The sequence below is a fragment of the Glaciecola sp. HA4-3 genome, from assembly GCF_055693685.1.
Genome location: NZ_CM146340.1, coordinates 3,567,940 through 3,584,881 on the forward strand (window position 1 = coordinate 3,567,940; position 16,942 = coordinate 3,584,881).

The 16,942-nt window shown below is 39.7% G+C and carries 21 protein-coding genes and 1 pseudogene; 12 read left to right on the forward strand and 10 right to left on the reverse strand.

What is annotated here, in order from left to right; all coding sequences use genetic code 11:
* The first annotated feature begins 32 nt into the window (after positions 1 to 32).
* Positions 33 to 1,181 (forward strand): HD-GYP domain-containing protein, encoded by a 1,149-nt coding sequence (locus ACZ1G6_RS17105; protein WP_472617398.1) that lies wholly within the window; start codon positions 33 to 35, stop codon positions 1,179 to 1,181.
* Here ACZ1G6_RS17105 and ACZ1G6_RS17110 read toward each other — a convergent pair.
* Positions 1,178 to 1,657 (reverse strand): hypothetical protein, encoded by a 480-nt coding sequence (locus ACZ1G6_RS17110; RefSeq protein ID WP_472617399.1) that lies wholly within the window; start codon positions 1,655 to 1,657, stop codon positions 1,178 to 1,180. The two genes, ACZ1G6_RS17105 and ACZ1G6_RS17110, sit on opposite strands and share 4 nt — an antisense overlap.
* Positions 1,658 to 1,668: 11 nt before the next feature.
* Positions 1,669 to 3,405, reverse strand: coding sequence for a M64 family metallopeptidase (locus ACZ1G6_RS17115; protein ID WP_472617400.1), 1,737 nt, complete (start codon positions 3,403 to 3,405; stop codon positions 1,669 to 1,671).
* Between the two features lie 201 nt (positions 3,406 to 3,606).
* On the opposite strand from ACZ1G6_RS17115, the gene ACZ1G6_RS17120 reads away from it, so the two are divergent.
* From ACZ1G6_RS17120 to secF, 10 genes are all read left to right on the forward strand, one after another.
* On the forward strand, positions 3,607 to 4,176 hold the full coding sequence (locus tag ACZ1G6_RS17120) for a zf-TFIIB domain-containing protein (RefSeq protein WP_472617401.1): 570 nt from the start codon (positions 3,607 to 3,609) through the stop codon (positions 4,174 to 4,176).
* A 19-nt stretch (positions 4,177 to 4,195) separates the two neighbouring features.
* Positions 4,196 to 4,477 carry a hypothetical protein gene (locus tag ACZ1G6_RS17125; protein WP_472617402.1) on the forward strand — a complete coding sequence of 94 codons (282 nt, stop codon included), beginning with the start codon at positions 4,196 to 4,198 and terminating at the stop codon, positions 4,475 to 4,477.
* On the forward strand, positions 4,474 to 5,748 hold the full coding sequence (locus ACZ1G6_RS17130) for an alpha/beta fold hydrolase (protein ID WP_472619007.1): 1,275 nt from the start codon (positions 4,474 to 4,476) through the stop codon (positions 5,746 to 5,748). The genes ACZ1G6_RS17125 and ACZ1G6_RS17130 overlap by 4 nt, the downstream gene beginning before the upstream one ends.
* Before the next feature lie 24 nt (positions 5,749 to 5,772).
* On the forward strand, positions 5,773 to 6,102 hold the full coding sequence (locus tag ACZ1G6_RS17135) for a class I SAM-dependent methyltransferase (RefSeq protein ID WP_472617403.1): 330 nt from the start codon (positions 5,773 to 5,775) through the stop codon (positions 6,100 to 6,102).
* Between the two features lie 10 nt (positions 6,103 to 6,112).
* Positions 6,113 to 6,367, forward strand: a complete 255-nt coding sequence (locus tag ACZ1G6_RS17140; protein ID WP_472617404.1) for a hypothetical protein — start codon at positions 6,113 to 6,115, stop codon at positions 6,365 to 6,367.
* Between the two features lie 68 nt (positions 6,368 to 6,435).
* Entirely contained in the window at positions 6,436 to 6,918 is a 483-nt protein-coding gene (locus tag ACZ1G6_RS17145; protein WP_472617405.1) for a methyltransferase family protein, read from the forward strand.
* A 131-nt stretch (positions 6,919 to 7,049) separates the two neighbouring features.
* Positions 7,050 to 7,436: a hypothetical protein gene (locus ACZ1G6_RS17150; protein ID WP_472617406.1), complete on the forward strand. Its 387-nt coding sequence runs from the start codon at positions 7,050 to 7,052 to the stop codon at positions 7,434 to 7,436.
* Between the two features lie 111 nt (positions 7,437 to 7,547).
* Entirely contained in the window at positions 7,548 to 8,354 is an 807-nt protein-coding gene (gene secD / locus ACZ1G6_RS17155) for a preprotein translocase subunit SecD family protein (RefSeq protein ID WP_472617407.1), read from the forward strand.
* Positions 8,335 to 9,366 (forward strand): protein translocase subunit SecD, encoded by a 1,032-nt coding sequence (gene secD, locus ACZ1G6_RS17160; RefSeq protein WP_472617408.1) that lies wholly within the window; start codon positions 8,335 to 8,337, stop codon positions 9,364 to 9,366. The genes secD (ACZ1G6_RS17155) and secD (ACZ1G6_RS17160) overlap by 20 nt, the downstream gene beginning before the upstream one ends.
* Complete coding sequence (gene secF, locus ACZ1G6_RS17165) at positions 9,363 to 10,268, forward strand: protein translocase subunit SecF (RefSeq protein WP_472617409.1); 906 nt, start codon at positions 9,363 to 9,365, stop codon at positions 10,266 to 10,268. The genes secD (ACZ1G6_RS17160) and secF overlap by 4 nt, the downstream gene beginning before the upstream one ends.
* Positions 10,269 to 10,322: 54 nt before the next feature.
* Here secF and ACZ1G6_RS17170 read toward each other — a convergent pair whose 3' ends face one another.
* From ACZ1G6_RS17170 to ACZ1G6_RS17185, 4 genes are all read right to left on the reverse strand, one after another.
* On the reverse strand, positions 10,323 to 10,610 hold the full coding sequence (locus ACZ1G6_RS17170) for a superinfection immunity protein (protein ID WP_472617410.1): 288 nt from the start codon (positions 10,608 to 10,610) through the stop codon (positions 10,323 to 10,325).
* 158 nt (positions 10,611 to 10,768) lie between these two features.
* The gene (locus ACZ1G6_RS17175) at positions 10,769 to 11,476 is read right to left on the reverse strand and encodes a hypothetical protein (protein WP_472617411.1); all 708 of its coding nucleotides are present in this window, start codon (positions 11,474 to 11,476) and stop codon (positions 10,769 to 10,771) included.
* Positions 11,477 to 11,652: 176 nt separating this feature from the next.
* Entirely contained in the window at positions 11,653 to 12,225 is a 573-nt protein-coding gene (locus ACZ1G6_RS17180) for a hypothetical protein (protein ID WP_472617412.1), read from the reverse strand.
* Positions 12,218 to 12,733: an RNA polymerase sigma factor gene (locus tag ACZ1G6_RS17185; protein ID WP_472617413.1), complete on the reverse strand. Its 516-nt coding sequence runs from the start codon at positions 12,731 to 12,733 to the stop codon at positions 12,218 to 12,220. The genes ACZ1G6_RS17180 and ACZ1G6_RS17185 overlap by 8 nt, the downstream gene beginning before the upstream one ends.
* A 151-nt stretch (positions 12,734 to 12,884) precedes the next feature.
* On the opposite strand from ACZ1G6_RS17185, the gene ACZ1G6_RS17190 reads away from it, so the two are divergent.
* Positions 12,885 to 13,175, forward strand: a complete 291-nt coding sequence (locus tag ACZ1G6_RS17190; protein ID WP_472617414.1) for a hypothetical protein — start codon at positions 12,885 to 12,887, stop codon at positions 13,173 to 13,175.
* 17 nt (positions 13,176 to 13,192) lie between these two features.
* Here ACZ1G6_RS17190 and ACZ1G6_RS17195 read toward each other — a convergent pair whose 3' ends face one another.
* The 4 genes and pseudogenes from ACZ1G6_RS17195 to ACZ1G6_RS17210 all read right to left on the reverse strand — a co-directional run bounded on the left by ACZ1G6_RS17195 (position 13,193) and on the right by ACZ1G6_RS17210 (position 16,925).
* Positions 13,193 to 13,510 carry a hypothetical protein gene (locus ACZ1G6_RS17195; RefSeq protein ID WP_472617415.1) on the reverse strand — a complete coding sequence of 106 codons (318 nt, stop codon included), beginning with the start codon at positions 13,508 to 13,510 and terminating at the stop codon, positions 13,193 to 13,195.
* Between the two features lie 173 nt (positions 13,511 to 13,683).
* Positions 13,684 to 14,493 (reverse strand): hypothetical protein, encoded by an 810-nt coding sequence (locus ACZ1G6_RS17200; protein ID WP_472617416.1) that lies wholly within the window; start codon positions 14,491 to 14,493, stop codon positions 13,684 to 13,686.
* Between the two features lie 62 nt (positions 14,494 to 14,555).
* The gene (gene cydB / locus ACZ1G6_RS17205; RefSeq protein WP_472617417.1) at positions 14,556 to 15,560 is read right to left on the reverse strand and encodes a cytochrome d ubiquinol oxidase subunit II; all 1,005 of its coding nucleotides are present in this window, start codon (positions 15,558 to 15,560) and stop codon (positions 14,556 to 14,558) included.
* Position 15,561: 1 nt separating this feature from the next.
* Positions 15,562 to 16,925 (reverse strand): annotated as a pseudogene (locus tag ACZ1G6_RS17210) (cytochrome ubiquinol oxidase subunit I).
* Positions 16,926 to 16,942 lie beyond the last annotated feature (17 nt).

Below are 16,942 nucleotides of genomic sequence, written 5' to 3' on the forward strand. Positions count from 1 at the left end.
TCCCGTCGATGATTTAAAGCTAAGGCATGATTGTGCATGATATTGCTGAGCAAACGGGTTCATTAACGGTTAAAACCAAAGGCAAAGTGACGCATTTGGGTATCGTCAAAAAATTAAGTGAAAATGGCGTTGTTTCAGTGTTTGTGGAACAGGCAAATAGTCCAGAAAATAAACCTCAATCGGATACACTACAAAAGCTAGCTAGGCAAAAACAGCATCTAAATCAACACAAAGAAAAGCAAAAGATGCGCCAAGCAACTAGTTTGAGTATTGAACTAGAGGAGGCAACAAAACTTATAAAACGAAGTCATTTGATACAAAAAAGCTTTTCACGCTCACTTAAACAAGATCTCAATCTTGATGTACAAGAAGCCAGAGTGTTTGTAAAAGATGTGTATGATAGTTTAGCAAGAAATCCAAATGCTTTGCTGTGTTTATCGATGGTGATGAACTCACAAGGGTACTTAGCTAACCATGCTGCGCATGTATCTATTTTGATGTGCTACTTTGCACAACAGCTTGGCCTATCTGAGCTTGACTGCGAAAGGTTGGCATTACTGGGCTTGGTATTTGATGTTGGGATGACAAAAATACCCGAAAAAATACTCAATAAAGCAGGTAGCTTAACGCATGCAGAGCAAATTCTTATCAAAGAGCATGTTAATCATTCATTAGATATCTTAGCGCCACTAGAGCTTGATAGTGAGCTTATGATGGCTGTAGAACAACATCATGAGCGTTTAGATGGCTCAGGTTACCCTAATCAATATGAGGGCGCGAAAATTCATAAATTTAGTCGTATCCTTGCCATTGTAGATACCTATGATGCTCTAACGACATCGCGCCCTCACAAAATCGCTAATTCGCCGGCGGCAGCCTTAAAAATACTTAGTAACCCGGATTTTGGTTATGATCAAAAGTTGGTTATTAAGTTCATTCGGCATATTGGTATATATCCAGTAGGTAGTTTAGTGTTGCTATCAAATAAGCGAATCGCCATTGTCACTAAAGCAAACACTGATAGTCAGACCCTACCAGAGATAAAAGTGTTTTATAGTTTGGCCGGTGGTCATTATATTCCTGCCAAAATTATTGATTTAGCGAAGCAGCGTAACGGCTTGAAAATTGTCAAACCGGTAGTCGCAGAGCAATATAAACTAGATCCTAGTAAGATTATTTAACGCTCGTTGATAATGGTAAAAGTCTGCATGCTATTTGTTTGTTTTGTGGCATCAGACGTTTGCTGATTTGGTTTAGATAGTCGAACCGTCGGTAGTGAAATAGCGAGTGAATCGAGCTCATTAAGCGATAATGGCAACCTGACACGATAGCTTCCTTTGTTTAAAACAACCTGTTGATGGCCAGCAACAACGATACCGTTTGCGGTATCGATTGGTGCCCACACTACTCGAGGATCATCTACGGGTATAACATATAAATCACCGTTTTGCTTATAGCTTACGTGTGGATTCTGCGCAGTATTATGATTTGTTTGAGGTGTATGCGTGCTGTGTACATTCATGTTTGGTACGCTTATGACATTCACAATTCGATGAACATCCCCTTCAAACTCGATGGTGACAATATTAGTGGCATTAGCTATAGAAGAAGCTAAGCTCAAACTTAAGTAAAGGGTAAATAGTCGTATTACTTTCATCTTAGCTCCTATTAGTTAACGCTAATTTGCCATGTGTATATATAATTTGAAGGTAATTGTTCGATAGGCTTTCTTATTGCGCCAGTGATATCGGATACGCTAACTTCTAACGTGTAGTTGCCGCTTGGTAGAGAAATATCAATATTATTTTGACTATCAAATTGAGGCATAATTTGTGAATCAAGCCGCCATTGTATGCTTTGACGTTGAGTATCAAAGGTAAGTTCAACAGCGAAGTTTGTTGCTTGATCAGCTTGAGCAGAAACATTGACACTGTTGGGGGTAATACTTTGTACCGCTCCTGTCACAGCATATAGTGAAAGCAACCATTGTTCAGCATTTACTTCGCCAAACTGTGCATTATTGCTTCGCATCCTTGAATCACTCAATGGCCGATAAAAACCACTAGCGTTATAATTTGAACCTTCAAAAATACCAACCCCAGCTTCGCCTTCAGCACGAGGCACATTGTCTTTGTCAGTAATCCAGTGTGCCCATTCTACTTGTTCGGCATTAGTAATATTGGTGACATTAGCAAATTGTCCCGCTACATAATTATTGCGCGCATTTTCCGCAAGTTGGTCATCAACATACTCATCCGCTAATGCAGCAAAGGAGTGCCCCATTTCATGCAAAGCAATTTCAGGTGATGTCCTATTATAAATTGAAATGCTACCACCGCTACCGCCAAATCGATTGTCATTGACGATTAGAATAATTTCATTTGCATAAGGATATTGCTCATCAACCACTTGATTTACTTTGCTAAGATCGGCACATATTAAGCGTTGTATACCATTACAATTATAACCAGACCCAAAAAATGTTGAAGATGTGTCGACACCAAAGTCATCGTCTGCGCCTGCTTGTGCCGAAAATGTCTCTACTACATGAACATTCCACACATCTAGGTGTTGATCAATATATTCATCTGAGGACAACACATCAATAAACTCATTTGCGTCTGCTAAATATCGCTGGAGTTCAAAGTTTGGATAGGCGTCGCCCAAGATAACAAGATGCACGCCAGGCTCCTCTTTTTTGCCTTTAAGTGTTCTGCCTAAACCAGATGCATTGATTGGATACAGACGGACATCGACCTCTTCAGATATACTTTGACCGTCTGCTGTAAGGGTTAGCGTGATAGGTGTTAGTACCGCTTCGTTAATGTCCGGGACATTTGCTTCGATACGATTACTTAGCACGGTGAAGTCTAAAAGTGATTCTAAGCCGCTAACTGACACCTCCACAGTGTCACTTTCTTCGTCAGTTGCCGTAAATTCAATACTCAACAGAGTGTTTGCATCAGCACCAAAAAAGTCTTGCGATAACGTTAACCTAGGTAGATCATTTATAGCTTCTACAGTTAAGTCAAAAGCAGGTAGCGAAACCGTATTTGACTTGTTGTCGGTTGCGGATATGACGATATTTTCAAACAAGCCTGTATCGGCGTCTGTAAAAGGCAAGCCACTCACTAAACCCGCATTGTTAACCCGCAACCAACTAGGCCCGTTCTCAATACTAAAACTCAAAGGGTCGCCATCTGGATTAGTTACCGTAATTTGAAAGCTGTACTCTTGATTTTCAGTCGCATCAGTAACAGGTGTTGCGTCAAGCGAGTGCAACACATCTGGTGTTGGTTGTGGCTGAGGTTGTGGGTCAGGAGTTTCATCGTCGCCGCCTGAGCCGCAAGCAGTCAATACCACAAATAGTGCAGCTAGTAGTGCACAGTTTAATTTATTTTGCATATGCAATTTACACTCGTTCAAAATTTAAACGCCTAGACTCAGTTTACTTATATATTGCTGGTTTGAGTAGTGCTTAGCGGTAAACAAAGATAGATTTAATTTTGATATGTAAAGGTATAATCGTTAAGCTCCTAATAAGTATAAAATTTTAAAGTCATATTAATCGTGGAAATCTCAAAATGCACATCATGTAACCATGAAATGAAAGGTATTTCACGTTATTGTCCTTTATGCAACGCGGCGATGAAATTAGTCATGGAAGAAGGTCCTCGGACCTGTCCTAGATGCCAAGTAGCGCTGAAAATCAATCACTTCAATCATCATGATATCGATACCTGTCCAACATGCGAGGGTATGTGGGTAGAGCCAAAAATTTTTAGAACGTTGACGACAGAATTTGATGTGTATAAAGACCCAGACGCAGACCCTGATTATAATAGACCTGCAATGCCAACTAATGAGCAATATTTACCCTGTGCGTCTTGTTCAGATTTAATGGTTAAGAAGCAATTTAAGCGTATATCAGGCGTAATGATTGATTTATGCATACATTGTGGCGTTTGGCTTGATAAAGATGAGCTTGTTCAAATCCGAAACTTTATTGCAAGCGGCGGGCTTGATCACGCACAAGATCGTGAATTCGAAAGATACACAAGTAAAACTGACTTAAGACTTGATAGTATCGATAGCCGACTAAAAGACGTTGAATATATGGATAAAATTATGAATATGTACTCACCTAAATGGTGGTTTTATAAAAAGACACGTTAACAAATGTAGGGAAACAAATATGCTTAGATGGAACGTAAGCCAGATTATAATGTGCTTAACCTTAGTCCTTTTTGCAAGTACATGTGTTGCAAAAACCAGTGTAAAAACAGATTTGCTGGTTGAAGAATGTGGCTTTTTTGAGCCTTACAAAAAGCATGATTCCCAATGCGGGACAGTAATACTGCCTCTTTCGTATGATCAACACGACCAGTCTTTACCATCGACGCTGTTTAATCAGAAAGTGCATCTGCCATTTATGAAGTTCTCTCCAAAAAAATCACTGGTGAACCAATTATCATAGTAGGTGGAGGCGGTCCCGGTGCAAGCATAGGTTTATCGGATAAAGAATATTTGAACGCTTCGGTATTTGTAAAAGGCTTTGTTAAAGCAAGCTTGGACCAAGGCAGAGAGTTGATTTTTATCGAGATGCGCGGAGTAAATGGTACGCAACCAGCCCTTATCTGTGAAGCTTATACAAAACAAGCTTATGAAGACTTTATTAATGGTAGAGATCACAGCGATTATCAAAGTACTCTTGAAGCGTGTGGGGAAGCCTTTAAGAAAAAAGGAGTTCCTTTAGACGCATTTCATATAGACAACGCAGTAAAAGATGTTGAGCAATTTAGGCTACTTTTGGGAGTCGAATCTTGGCATGTTTATGGAGCATCACACTCTACACGTGTCGCATTGCAATATGCTAAGCGTTATCCAGGAGCAACTAAAAGTCTTATTTTAGATGCATTGTATCCATTTGAAGTTGATAGCATGAGTAACTATGCACAAATTGTTTCTCGCGGGATCAAGCAGTCGTTCGAATGGTGCACAAATCAACGCTCTTGTCATTCTATGATTGATGGCGATCCATGGGGTCACTATCAAAACTTTACTGAGCAACTAACAAAGAAGCCGTTGAGTATTGAGGTAAAGCATTTTGACATTGATATAAATGAAGTAAAAAGCACGGTGAAAGTAACGCCAGAAACACTCGATATCATGATTCAAATCGCTTCATATGATGCCAAATTAATTAAGCAAATTCCGCTGGCTCTTTATACTGCTTCTGCTAAACAGGATTATGTAAGGCTCAAGCGTTTGATCGTGAATTATCTTGATTTTATGATATTTGCAAATTTTGCTGAAGGTGCCTACATCAGTTATTCATGCTATGAAGAATATGGTTTCGCTGACTACGACAAAGCGTTTGCAAACGCTCAACAATTTCGTCCAGATGATGAAGGATTGGCATATTATATTCGCTCTACAAAGAATATTTGCCAAAAACTGAACATACCTCGCGCAGACTATGAAATAAAAAAATCAGATTTAAACATGCTCAGCACACCATTGATGATATTAGCGGGTGGCTTTGATATTGCCACGCCGCTTAGTTGGTCAGAAGCATTTTTTAATGAGTTGCCTAATAAAAACAACACTCAGCATCTAATTGCTTGGCCAGAGCAAGCACATGGTATTTTATTTAACGTATGGTGTGCATCAGATTTAATGGCAGATTTTGTTAAAGACCCGTCAAGTTTAAATCCTAAAACTTGTCGCCAAGCCACTTTTTATTAAACAAAGTCGACGTTCGAGGAAACCATGAATCCAGAAGTTTTAGGCAGTAAATATGACAAAATTGCCCAATGGTGGCATCAGCGTCAAAGACAATCTTCATATGGGCTTGAACAGTTTAAAAAAGCGCTTCAATTTGCGCCTTCAAGTGGCTGTGCACTAGATATAGGCTGTGGTGCAGGTGGTCGTTTTATTCGTGTATTGGAAGAAGCTAATTATCGGGTTACTGGCATTGATGTGTCAAAGAACATGATAGACATTGCAAAATTAGAACACCCCAAGCAAGCATTTTTTGCACAAGATATTTGCACGTATGAAAGTGATGATACCTATGATTTTATTTTTGCCTTAGGATAGTATTTTTCATTTGCCCTTAAATATGCAGGCTCCAGTCATTCAAAAAATGTGTGCGCTGCTAAAACCAAAAGGTGTACTTTTGTATACCTTTGGAGATGCCGAAGGCGAAACTACAGATACTTGGCGAGACGACACTTTCTACTATAGTTCAATTGGCATCAAACAAAATCTACAGATCATACTGGATGAAGGGTTAAGGTTGCTACATATGGAGTTAGATCAATATCCTGAAAAGCACGTATATCTTATTGCAACAAAGCCCTAATAGGAAAATGCGCGCTGGACGTATTTAGTCCTAGTTCACATTGACGCCTTAAAAACAAAGGTAATAGTTTGATAAAGCATGATATGCAACACAAGGCCCATGATATTTTTTGGTGGAATACAAAAGTACTGTGCGGCCTGTTATTAATTTGCCTTTTTATAGTTGGTATTTTGTTTGATTATCCAAACAAGATAGTTGTGTTGCCGCTGTGGATAGGGCAAGCAATGACGGTAGTAGGTGGTGTTTTGTTCATTTACCATTTTGTTTTGTTAAAAACACAAAATAGGATAATTGGTAGGCCACAATTGCTCTTATCAAATAAAGGTATGTATAAATGGGTGCGTCATCCTATGTACTTTTCAGACTTTATAATTTACGCAGGGCTAATGTGTTTGCACGTGAGTATAATCAGCATAGTGGTATATATCATTGCGTGTTATAGCCTTTTTAAACAAGCCGCTATCGAGGATAAATACTTAAGTGTGCTCTTTGCACAAGAGCATAAAACTTGGCGCAAAAGCTCTTCTTTACTCATTCCGTTTGTATATTGATTGGCAGTTAATTTTTTGCTGATATCACCCTTTACAAAAAGCATCTTTAGCTAAACACCATCAGTTATACACTTGATTTATGAACGTTAAGTCCCATTACTAATTTAGGCTCAGTATTGCTTAGGATAGTGATGCGTTATTTTTCAATTATTTTGTGTTTTCTGCTATTGCTGAGCGCTGAGCATGCTGTATTTGTTACTAATAATGACTTAGCACCAGATACAGCAATGATGATTGATGTAGAAATCGACGATAGTAGTGTTGATAGCATCAGTCCAATACCAAGTAGAAGCATCGCTAGTGCATTTCTGCACGCAAAGCAGCAACAGTTAGATTACGTTTTGATCACGGAATTTCTACCTGAAAACTGGTCTGCCAACCTCTACAAAAACTTAATAGACAAGGGTGAACTTCGTCCTTGGTATATTTTGTTATCGACGTCCGCAAACAACGGTCGAATCAGCGCTTGGAAAGACAGTAATCTTCTTTTCAAGCAACGAGATATTCAACAACCATAATCTTTTCGTTTACTCATATTTAACCAATATTGTTAACCATGCCGCGAGCAATTCAGTGATCTTTATCACTTGTTTTGTTGATTGGCGGTGCGTAATAAAAGAGATTTTAAAATGGAAAATTCCAGAAATACTTGGCAATTGTTTATTGTCATCTTGATCATTGCTGTATTAGCAACAAGCGCGTTGCCTACCATTTGGGGTAAGCAAGAAGTCATTCAAATAACCGTCCCTACCGAAGATAAAATAGATACCTTGGATCAGCTGAAAACACTTGCTGAACGACAAAACGTCATCATTAATTCAATTGAGCAAACAAGCCAAGAGTTTTCAGTATTGGTAGATGACGAAGCAACTAATATAGAACAATTTACAGAGTATTTATCAAAACAACTTGGTGAGGCTTACACAGTAAAGCGTAATGAAATCAATGCAGGCCCAGCTTGGCTCTCGAAATTGGGCTTGGAGCCCATAAAGCTGGGTTTAGATTTATATGGAGGAGTATTATTTGTATTGCATGTTGAAACGGATACTGCACGTCACGAAATGACACAGAGTATGGCTGACGAAATTACTCAATATGCCTATGACTCAAGCATCTATGGTTTACGTATCAATGTCGATCGAAATAGTAACATCAGCATGTTTTTATCTAATCACGCTGATACATCTGATGCTTGGGCAAAAATCAAAGCATATTCATCTAAGCAATTCCCTAAATTAGCATGGTCGGAAGACTCAAAGAATCACAATCGGCATAAATTAGAGTGGCGATCACAAGATATTGAGTATTACAGGCAAGAATTGATGACTCAGTCAGTTTCCATCATGCGAAAACGTATTGAATCATTAGGAATTACTGAAGCATCAATACAAAAGCAAGGCAAAGAGCATATACGGATTGAACTACACAGGTATTAAAGATCCTCAAGAGGCCACTGATATCATTGGTACAACCGCGACTTTATCGGTTTATGCATTAGCCAAAAAAGGAGAACCTCACATAAGTATATTAGATGAGAATAGACGTCTAATTCGCTTAAAAAGTCCTGCAGTTTTCTCTGGTAATAATATTAGTCATGCATCCTCTGGTTTTGACGAAATGGGCATGCCATTAGTGAATCTGAGTCTAGATGATGTCGGTGGAAAAAGGATGTTACATTTTTCAAAGTCGCATGTCGGCGACATGATGGTGACGGTATTTTCTGAATATAAAAAAGATCATCAAGGAGTCGTTACCAAAGATAGCCGTGTCATTAACACTGCGACAATATTAACGCAACTTGGAAATCGCTTCAGCATCACGAATATGGAAAGCCCTCAGGCTGCACAAAGGCTTGCGACACTCATAAAAGCAGGGTCCTTAAAAGCACCCTTGAGTATCGTTGAACAACGTACCATCAGTCCTAGTCTTGGCCAAGAAAACGTAGAAAACGGTTTTGCCGCACTGATTTTGGGCTTTAGCGCTACTATGTTGTTTATGGTTGTGTGGTATCGGAAACTCGGCTTGGCGGCTAATATTAGCTTGATTACTAATCTTATTTGTTTATTAGGCCTAATGGCGCTATTGCCCGGGATGGTTCTCACTTTACTTGGAATTGCTGGTTTAGTTTTAACGGTAGGAATGGCGGTAGATACGAATGTTCTTGTGTTTGAGCGAATAAAAGAAGAGCTGCATAAAAACCGGCAAGTCGCCCATGTGATTAGGTCCAGTTACGACAAAGCATTTACTACTATTATGGATGCAAACGTAACTACTATGATATGCGCATTAATCTTATTTGGAATCGGTAATGGCCCAGTAAAAGGGTTTGCGATGACACTTTGCTTGGGTTTAATTACCAGCCTATTTTCAGGATTAATTGTGACTCGTTTAGTGAGTCAGTTTATGGTCGATAAGAATTTCCTAAGCCGTCAAGGAGTTGCAAAATGAGCAAACTCACCCAGATACGCACTTATGGAAGTATTCTCGCTGGCATGCTTATTCTTATGTCTGTTATATGTTTAACATCCAAAGAACTTAATTTAGGCATAGAATTTACCGGTGGATATTTAACTGAGTTTGAAACAAGCATCCCAATTAGCCAAGAAAATATGCAAACCGCCTTGCTAGATTTAGGGATGACAGATGCACGAATTAATAGCGGGGAGCAACAACAAAGATGGACTTTACGACTACCAGATAATGCCCTGTTTCAAATAGATGCTATAAAAATGGAACAGCTGTCTAATAGTTTATCTACGGAAATTGACTTGTTAGATACAATTTACATTGGCAGTCAAGTAGGTGATTCGCTTATACAGCAAGGAGGTTTGGCCTTATTAGTTGCCGCTTTTGCAGTGCTCTTGTACTTATCAATGAGATTCGAATGGCGACTCGCCCTTGGTGCATTGTGTGCGCTAATTCATGATGTATTTATTGTTTTAGGGGTATTTGCTTTGTTGGGCATAAAGTTTGACTTGGCAACTATGGCGGCAATTTTAGCTATTATTGGTTATTCGCTTAACGACTCAATTGTCATTGGTGATCGAATAAGAGAGCTACTATCCCATAAACATAACTTAACATTAGATGCTGTGATTGACCTTGCAGTCCGCTCTACGTTTACAAGGACTTTGATTACATCTGGGACTACATTGATGACTGTTAGTGCGCTTTTTTTATTGGCGGGAGCGCCACTTAAGGGGTTTTCGGTCGCGTTATTTGTTGGTGTGATAGTGGGGTCTGTTTCGTCTATAACGCTAAGCGCTACCTTGCCAAAATATTTTGGTTTACACGCGATGTATTATTTACAGAAACAACAATTACAGCAAGAAGATCAGATTATGAAATAGTGACAATGGCCTGCTTTACCTTGCTTAGGTAAAGCAGGCCACTTTTGTACAGTATTAATCTACATTATCAGTGACAAGTGCGGGGTCCTTTTCTTTTACCTTGCCTTTGTATTTATCAAAAACTTTGCCTGTACATGCCCAAATTATTAACCCCGACCATGCAATGATAGAGAATCCTGCAGGTACACAAGCTATCAAAATATATTTGGCATGAGCAGGATTTAATACCGCAGCTATCATCGCAGGTAAAAACCAAACTATTAGTACAAGCCCAACAATTAATGATATTTGTATCCAGTTCAAAGCGCCCAAAATGGCCAAAAACTCGTTTACTGTTTCCATTGTTATTCCTTAAATAAAGTAAGCATTAAAGTGTTCATTTAATCCTATAGTCTTTATAAGGAATATTTTATTACATCAAATTGAATTTTTTTGATAAGAGTCACACAATAAATAGCGTAGCTCTTACCTAAATAAAATTAATACGGCGTGATATTTACTTATGCAGCCGGTGGTGACTGTGAATTATTCTTGGCTTGGCGCTTTTTCTTTGAACCAGTCACAAGCCAATAAAGACCTGCGATAGACAACAGTGCACCGCCACCCATCATTCCAAATGCATTTGCGCTACTAGTAGGCGTGCGGCCCTCTTCTATTAAAAGGACTTGGTCCAAATCAGCACCAGGAAAACTTTGTAATAATAAGTTTTGTTCCTCAGTACCAAGTGATTCTATTTCGTTGATTACGATACCTTGAACTGATTCTTCGCGCTGAATCGCGGGTTCTGGAAATGCGCTTATGGTTTTAAAACGATCAGTTTTGACGATTGCTTTTATATTGGTCAATTCTGGAAACTCGACACCTTCAGGTGGTCCATCCGGATATTCAGACCAGATAGCATCGATTGCAAGGATAAATTCATGTTGTGTAGATAGGATAGGGTAATAGGCATCTGTTACTTTACTGCTGCCGCTTGGCTCTCCTGACTCACCTCTTTTTTGTTCATAACTGTAAACTAATCCACCATAAATGGCATCGTGTTCACTAATGATAATATGTGCATTATCTAAACTATCTTGGGTCTCTAAGTCATATAAATTAACAGTCGTTGGTTCTACCTTTGCAACTGAACCCAGAATAAATTCTTGATAGCCCAAAAATATGAGAAAGCCACCGCCAATAATTAGCGCTAGTTTGAGTCTTGTCATCGTGTTTCCTTACTTAAAAAATGTATAAATTCCCTGACGAATACGCTGTGTAAGTCCCGAAAAATTTAAGGTTAAGCATTACGTTATCACCAAGTTGAGATCTTGGCAAAAAATTTGAGTTATAGCTAAGCGCTTTGCCATAGGCATTTATAACAATAATCATAACAGCCTATACCCTACTCAAATACAGATTTAAGTTTTTCAATTTTCGCTTCAAAGCGTTTTTGCCGTTTGTGCGCCCATAAGCACCAAGGAATGCCCAAGGTGATCATGACTGCGCTTACGATACCAATTTTGCGTAATGCATCTGCAGTCTCTTGCTCGTTGGTGATTGACAAATATATGGCAAGTGAAATAGATATAACCACAGACAGCCAACCTGCGTGTTTGTTTATTTTGGCAATCATTGCATTGTTTTGATATTGCTTAATAAGGGTATTCACAAAGTCCTTTGTATCTGTGATATTACCAAATGCAGCGTACCACCGAAGCTTAACAAAATAAGCTACCATTGCCGCTCCAGAAATAAACACACATGCGAAAAACACATACATCGCAAATGAGAAGGTTTTATCAATGAAAAAAATCAACGCACACGGTGATAGACTAAGTATATCAAGCGCCATATAAACGCGTTGTTTATGTTGCTGAGATTTCGCTTGTTTAATCAAGGTTTGCGTATCTACTTCGGGTGCTTGTTGTGTTTGCCAAATATCCTCAAGCGCATCATTGGTTTCAATTTTACTCATCAAGTGCACTCCTTAATTGCGCTTTTATTCGTTTTATCATAACGCCAACATTGGTACTTGTTAGGCCACAAATCTCGGCAATCTCTTCATAACTTAAGCCTTCTAATGAAAGAGAAATTACTTGCCGGGCGGGCATTTTCAAAGCACGAATAGCATTTAGTAATTTGTCGAGTTGTCGCGACTGGGCGATTTGTTTGTCGAGGTTTTGTAGCATGTCACTTGATTTGGTATCAGCTAATGTAGCAGCGTCTTCTTGCTGATGGCTTTTAAAGCGATTAGCTTCTTTAGTGACATGGGTAACACCCTTATTATGCGCTACCTTTAATATGTACGTTTTGACGCTGGCATCACCTTTGTATTTTTGCAATGATTGCCACACCGCAATACAAATCTCTTGAAACAGCTCTTGCTGAATACTTTGATTTGCTTCATAGGTGCTAGCCACCCTTAATAATAAGTTGGCATATTCATCGATAATACTCTCAAAAGAGGGTGCTTGGCTGGTCATGCATCACTATCTTTTTTATTGTTGGACGCATACATAGTCTATCGCTTCTTAGGTTTATTACACAATTTTTGAAAATTTTGTAATAAAACTGACTACATCAAGACTGTAATGAATGAAAGTAGTCAAATTTAAGTCAATTAGAGGATAAGCAATGGTCGATTACAAAGTGATTCTTATGATTAGCGCCTTCACTGCCCTATGGTTCGCAATGATGTATGCTGATAGTAAATATGGGTTAAACATATTGTCATGGATAAATGGCGAAAGCGACAGCCCTTTTTCTGCGCCTAAACCATCACAAGCCACTGATAAAGTAGGTAAGCAAAATGTCGAGACAGACCTTGTGCAACAAATTGAAAGCTTGACAACACGGGTCCAAGTACTTGAAAAGATAGTGACTGAACCAGCGTACGAACTGAAGCAAAAAATCAACAATTTGTAGGCTGGTTCACTAAGCTTTTATTGTGCTTGAATTAACACTAAGTCTTCTTGTGGTGGGATCAAGTATTCTGCGCCGGTGTCGGTAATGACTACCATCTCTTCAACTGAAATGGTTTTAGGGCTGCCATCGGCAAGCAACCAGCTATGAAAACCGTCAAAGGCAAAAGTCATTCCCGCCTTAAGAGGGCGCAAGGCACTTGCTCGCGCAACTTTTTTTGCTCCATCACTTAAAGCCGGCCCTGTGTCGTGTGCGACATAGCCAACTGGATGGCCGGTCGACCACATCACCGGACGAGAATTTGTCGCACTCATTACGGCTCGTTGAGCGGCATCCACTTGCTGTCCTGTGGCACCAAGGCTTCATTGCTAGAAATGCAGCCTGGCGGCCCTGTTTTGCACTTTCCCAATAATATTGAATGTCCTGTGGCACTTCGGTTTCACCTAGCTTCAAAACATAAGCAAAGCGTTGAATATCGGTGACCCATTTATCGTGCACTCTTATTCCAAAGTCAGTCTGTATGACATCTCCTAGGCATAATCACTTTATCAGTTGCGTGACTATGACCCCGGTCAGTGCCCGACACCACGTTAGGATTTTGATCAGGTGCCCATGCATCTGTTACACCAGCTTCAAGCATTTTATTTTTTAAAAATTGAGCAAGGTCTTTGTCTGTAGTTTTGCCCGGAATAACTTGAGCATAGGCTTCAAGTTGCCATTTAGCCGTTAAGGCTGCTGCTTGGCGCATTATTTCTACTTCTTCTGGCAATTTAATCGCTAACCATTCGTAAATGAGGTTTTCACTGCTGATGAGTTTTTCAGATGTTTCTTTGCCTAATGCTTTTATTAAGGTTTGATACTGGGTATGGCTTAAACCATCGGCTTGGGCATTTGTGTTTGAAATATTTATCGCGATTGAAGCGAAGTTTTGGGCTTGAATAAAATCCGCGGCTTGATTGATTGCAGACTCGTCTCTGCCTACCGGAATTACTTCATCCAGTAAGCCTATATCTGCTAAGGCGGTTGCTTCGCCGATAGGCGAGAAAGCCAAACTAGAAAATGATTTATCTTTGATAAAAAACAAAAATACAGCGGTTTTTCCCGCATTTTCACAACCGACATGCTTGGCTAATGGATCATTATTGTTCTCGCGACATACCACAAGCCAAGCATCTGCATTTGCGGTTTGCATCGCTGATGGTAACAGTGTGTTAATACGAGCATGTCGAATTTGCGCCCATGGGTCATTTGACATAGCAAAAATAGAAACGCTAGTACTTAACAATGCACCTATAAACAGGTAAGTAATAAAAAGCTTCATCGTATCTCCTTGTTATTTAGCTACTATATCTAGAAATGAGTACGATTAGCTAATTATTTACGTTAATAATATCGAAGACCTTCAGCTTTTCCTCTAAACGCATAGTAAGCAATTGCGGTATATCCACCAATAATAGGAATAACAAAAATTGCCCCATAAAATATAATACTTAACGACTCTGGCGCGCTAGCCGCTTCACTTATGGTTAGTTGATTTGGTACAACATATGGATAAAAGCTTAATGCTAGACCTAAAAAGCAAGAGGCAAAAATAATGATCGTCATTGCAAAGGGCAGCCAAGCACCGTTATCACCCTCAAGCGGTAAGCGCTTTAACACTTGATAGCCCAAGACAAACATGGCGAAGCATGCAAGCGGTATAAATGCATACAAGTAGGCAAGAGGGGCCTGCGTCCAAACGGCGTAAGCATTTGCATTAACTAATGGATTTATCGCACATACCGCAAGGATACCAGCAAAACTAAAAATACCAGCTTGCTTACACTTTGCTATTGCGTGCAACTGGAGTTTGCCACTGGTCTTCATAACAAGCCAAGCGTTACCAATTAACACATATGCAGCAGTCACACAAAGCCCGCTAAAAACTGCAAATATAAGGCTACTAACCGTATATTCTAATCCCATAATATATACACCTAGCATAAACCCTTGGCTAAACGATGCAATTATGGACCCGGCTTTAAATGTCCAATCCCAACGTACCTTTTGGTGAGGTTTTACTTTTGCTCTAAAGTCAAACGCAACACCTCTTAAAATTAATCCAAACAACAGTAATGTCGCAGGTAAATATAATGCTTTTAAAATAGCGCTATGTGCGGCAGGAAATGCAACAAGTAGTAGACCTACCGCTAATACTAACCACGTCTCGTTGGCATCCCAAAAAGGGCCAATTGAGGCAATTGATGTGTCTCGCCATGCTTCGTTTTGCATTGGTAATGTAATGCCGACGCCTAAATCATAACCATCGAGTATCGCGTAAAGCAAAATAGATAGCGCAGTTAATCCAGCAAATATATAAGGTAGAGTGTCAATGTTAACAAACGTCATGCTATGCTCCTTGCTGCTCAAGTGGTGCTTTACGCTCGGGTAATCCAGGCATTGTTAAATCATATTCTTCAACTTCAACTGCCTTGCGTGCTAATACAAATAACGTTTTAATATAGGCAACAAGTAACACAGCGTAGATTGCCAAATAAGCGACTAGGGTAAGCGCAACATTTTCTCCGGGTATTGTCGTGACGGCATCCGCTGTCTTTAAGACGCCATGTACTAAGTATGGTTGACGGCCAATTTCTGTTACATACCATCCAGCAAGCGTGGCAATCCACCCTGAAAATGTCATGCCCATCAATACTTTTAGTTGCATGCTACTTAGCCTGCCATTTCGTTTTAGGCTAAAGCTGCACCACCAAGCGATAACAATCATTAACATACCAATACCAACCATCACCCTGAAACTATAGAACACAGGTGCAACAGGCGGATGCGCGCCCTCGAATTCATTAAGTCCTTTTAGCTCACCATTCACATCATGAGTAAGAATAAAACTAGCCATTTTGGGTATTTCTATCGCATATTTATTCTCTTTACTCTGCTCATCTGGAATGCCAAACAATACCAAAGGTGCACCCTTTTGGGTTTCCCAAAGTCCTTCCATTGCTGCTACTTTCGCCGGTTGGTTTTCTAAGGTATTTAAACCGTGTAAGTCACCGATAACAGCTTGCAGTGGAGCGAGTACAGCTGCGCAAAATAAAGCGGTTTTTAGTGTGAGTCTTGGGGCTTTTTTGTCATCTTTGCGATAAAGGCGGTAAGCCGAAATCCCAGCCACCAAAAAACATACAGTCAACGCCGAACTCATTAGGGTATGACTAAAGCGGTAAGGAAAAGAGCTATTAAAAATAATCGCCATCCAATCAGTTGCATGAGCAACGCCGTCACGCATCTCAAATCCAGCGGGGGTTTGCATCCAAGAATTAAGTACCAGAATCCAAAATGCCGATATAGTGGTACCAAATGCTACAAAAAATGTTGCTGTGGTATGGGCCCAGCCAAGGTACTCTATTAAAGCCAAACAGCATTATCCCAAGCAGACTTGCTTCTAAAAAAAGCAGTGAGAATTTCATAAGCTAGTAAAGGTCCAGCAATATTACCGATAGTTTCCATGAAGCTAGACCAATTTGTTCCAAATTGGAACGACATAGTGATCCCACTAACAACACCTAAGGCAAAAGTTAGCGCAAAGACCTTTACCCAAAAGCGGTAAGCTCGCATCCATACGGGGTGTTTGGATAAGTCATACCTGACTTTAAAATAAAACAGCAACCAACCCAATGCGATGGTGATAGTTGGAAACAAAATATGAAAACTAATATTCGCTGCAAATTGAATGCGCGATAAGATCAGAACATCCATTAGGACTACCTCAAAAC

What these genes read in the sequence shown, in the direction of transcription:
- ACZ1G6_RS17110 (WP_472617399.1), bottom strand. Translation starts at nt 1,657, where the DNA reads ATGAAAGTAATACGACTATTTACCCTTTACTTAAGTTTGAGCTTAGCT.
- ACZ1G6_RS17115 (WP_472617400.1), bottom strand. Translation starts at nt 3,405, where the DNA reads ATGCAAAATAAATTAAACTGTGCACTACTAGCTGCACTATTTGTGGTA.
- ACZ1G6_RS17120 (WP_472617401.1), top strand. Translation starts at nt 3,607, where the DNA reads ATGAAAGGTATTTCACGTTATTGTCCTTTATGCAACGCGGCGATGAAA.
- ACZ1G6_RS17125 (WP_472617402.1), top strand. Translation starts at nt 4,196, where the DNA reads ATGCTTAGATGGAACGTAAGCCAGATTATAATGTGCTTAACCTTAGTC.
- ACZ1G6_RS17135 (WP_472617403.1), top strand. Translation starts at nt 5,773, where the DNA reads ATGAATCCAGAAGTTTTAGGCAGTAAATATGACAAAATTGCCCAATGG.
- ACZ1G6_RS17150 (WP_472617406.1), top strand. Translation starts at nt 7,050, where the DNA reads ATGCGTTATTTTTCAATTATTTTGTGTTTTCTGCTATTGCTGAGCGCT.
- secD (WP_472617407.1), top strand. Translation starts at nt 7,548, where the DNA reads ATGGAAAATTCCAGAAATACTTGGCAATTGTTTATTGTCATCTTGATC.
- secF (WP_472617409.1), top strand. Translation starts at nt 9,363, where the DNA reads ATGAGCAAACTCACCCAGATACGCACTTATGGAAGTATTCTCGCTGGC.
- ACZ1G6_RS17170 (WP_472617410.1), bottom strand. Translation starts at nt 10,610, where the DNA reads ATGGAAACAGTAAACGAGTTTTTGGCCATTTTGGGCGCTTTGAACTGG.
- ACZ1G6_RS17175 (WP_472617411.1), bottom strand. Translation starts at nt 11,476, where the DNA reads ATGACAAGACTCAAACTAGCGCTAATTATTGGCGGTGGCTTTCTCATA.
- ACZ1G6_RS17180 (WP_472617412.1), bottom strand. Translation starts at nt 12,225, where the DNA reads ATGAGTAAAATTGAAACCAATGATGCGCTTGAGGATATTTGGCAAACA.
- ACZ1G6_RS17185 (WP_472617413.1), bottom strand. Translation starts at nt 12,733, where the DNA reads ATGACCAGCCAAGCACCCTCTTTTGAGAGTATTATCGATGAATATGCC.
- ACZ1G6_RS17190 (WP_472617414.1), top strand. Translation starts at nt 12,885, where the DNA reads ATGGTCGATTACAAAGTGATTCTTATGATTAGCGCCTTCACTGCCCTA.
- ACZ1G6_RS17200 (WP_472617416.1), bottom strand. Translation starts at nt 14,493, where the DNA reads ATGAAGCTTTTTATTACTTACCTGTTTATAGGTGCATTGTTAAGTACT.
- cydB (WP_472617417.1), bottom strand. Translation starts at nt 15,560, where the DNA reads ATGACGTTTGTTAACATTGACACTCTACCTTATATATTTGCTGGATTA.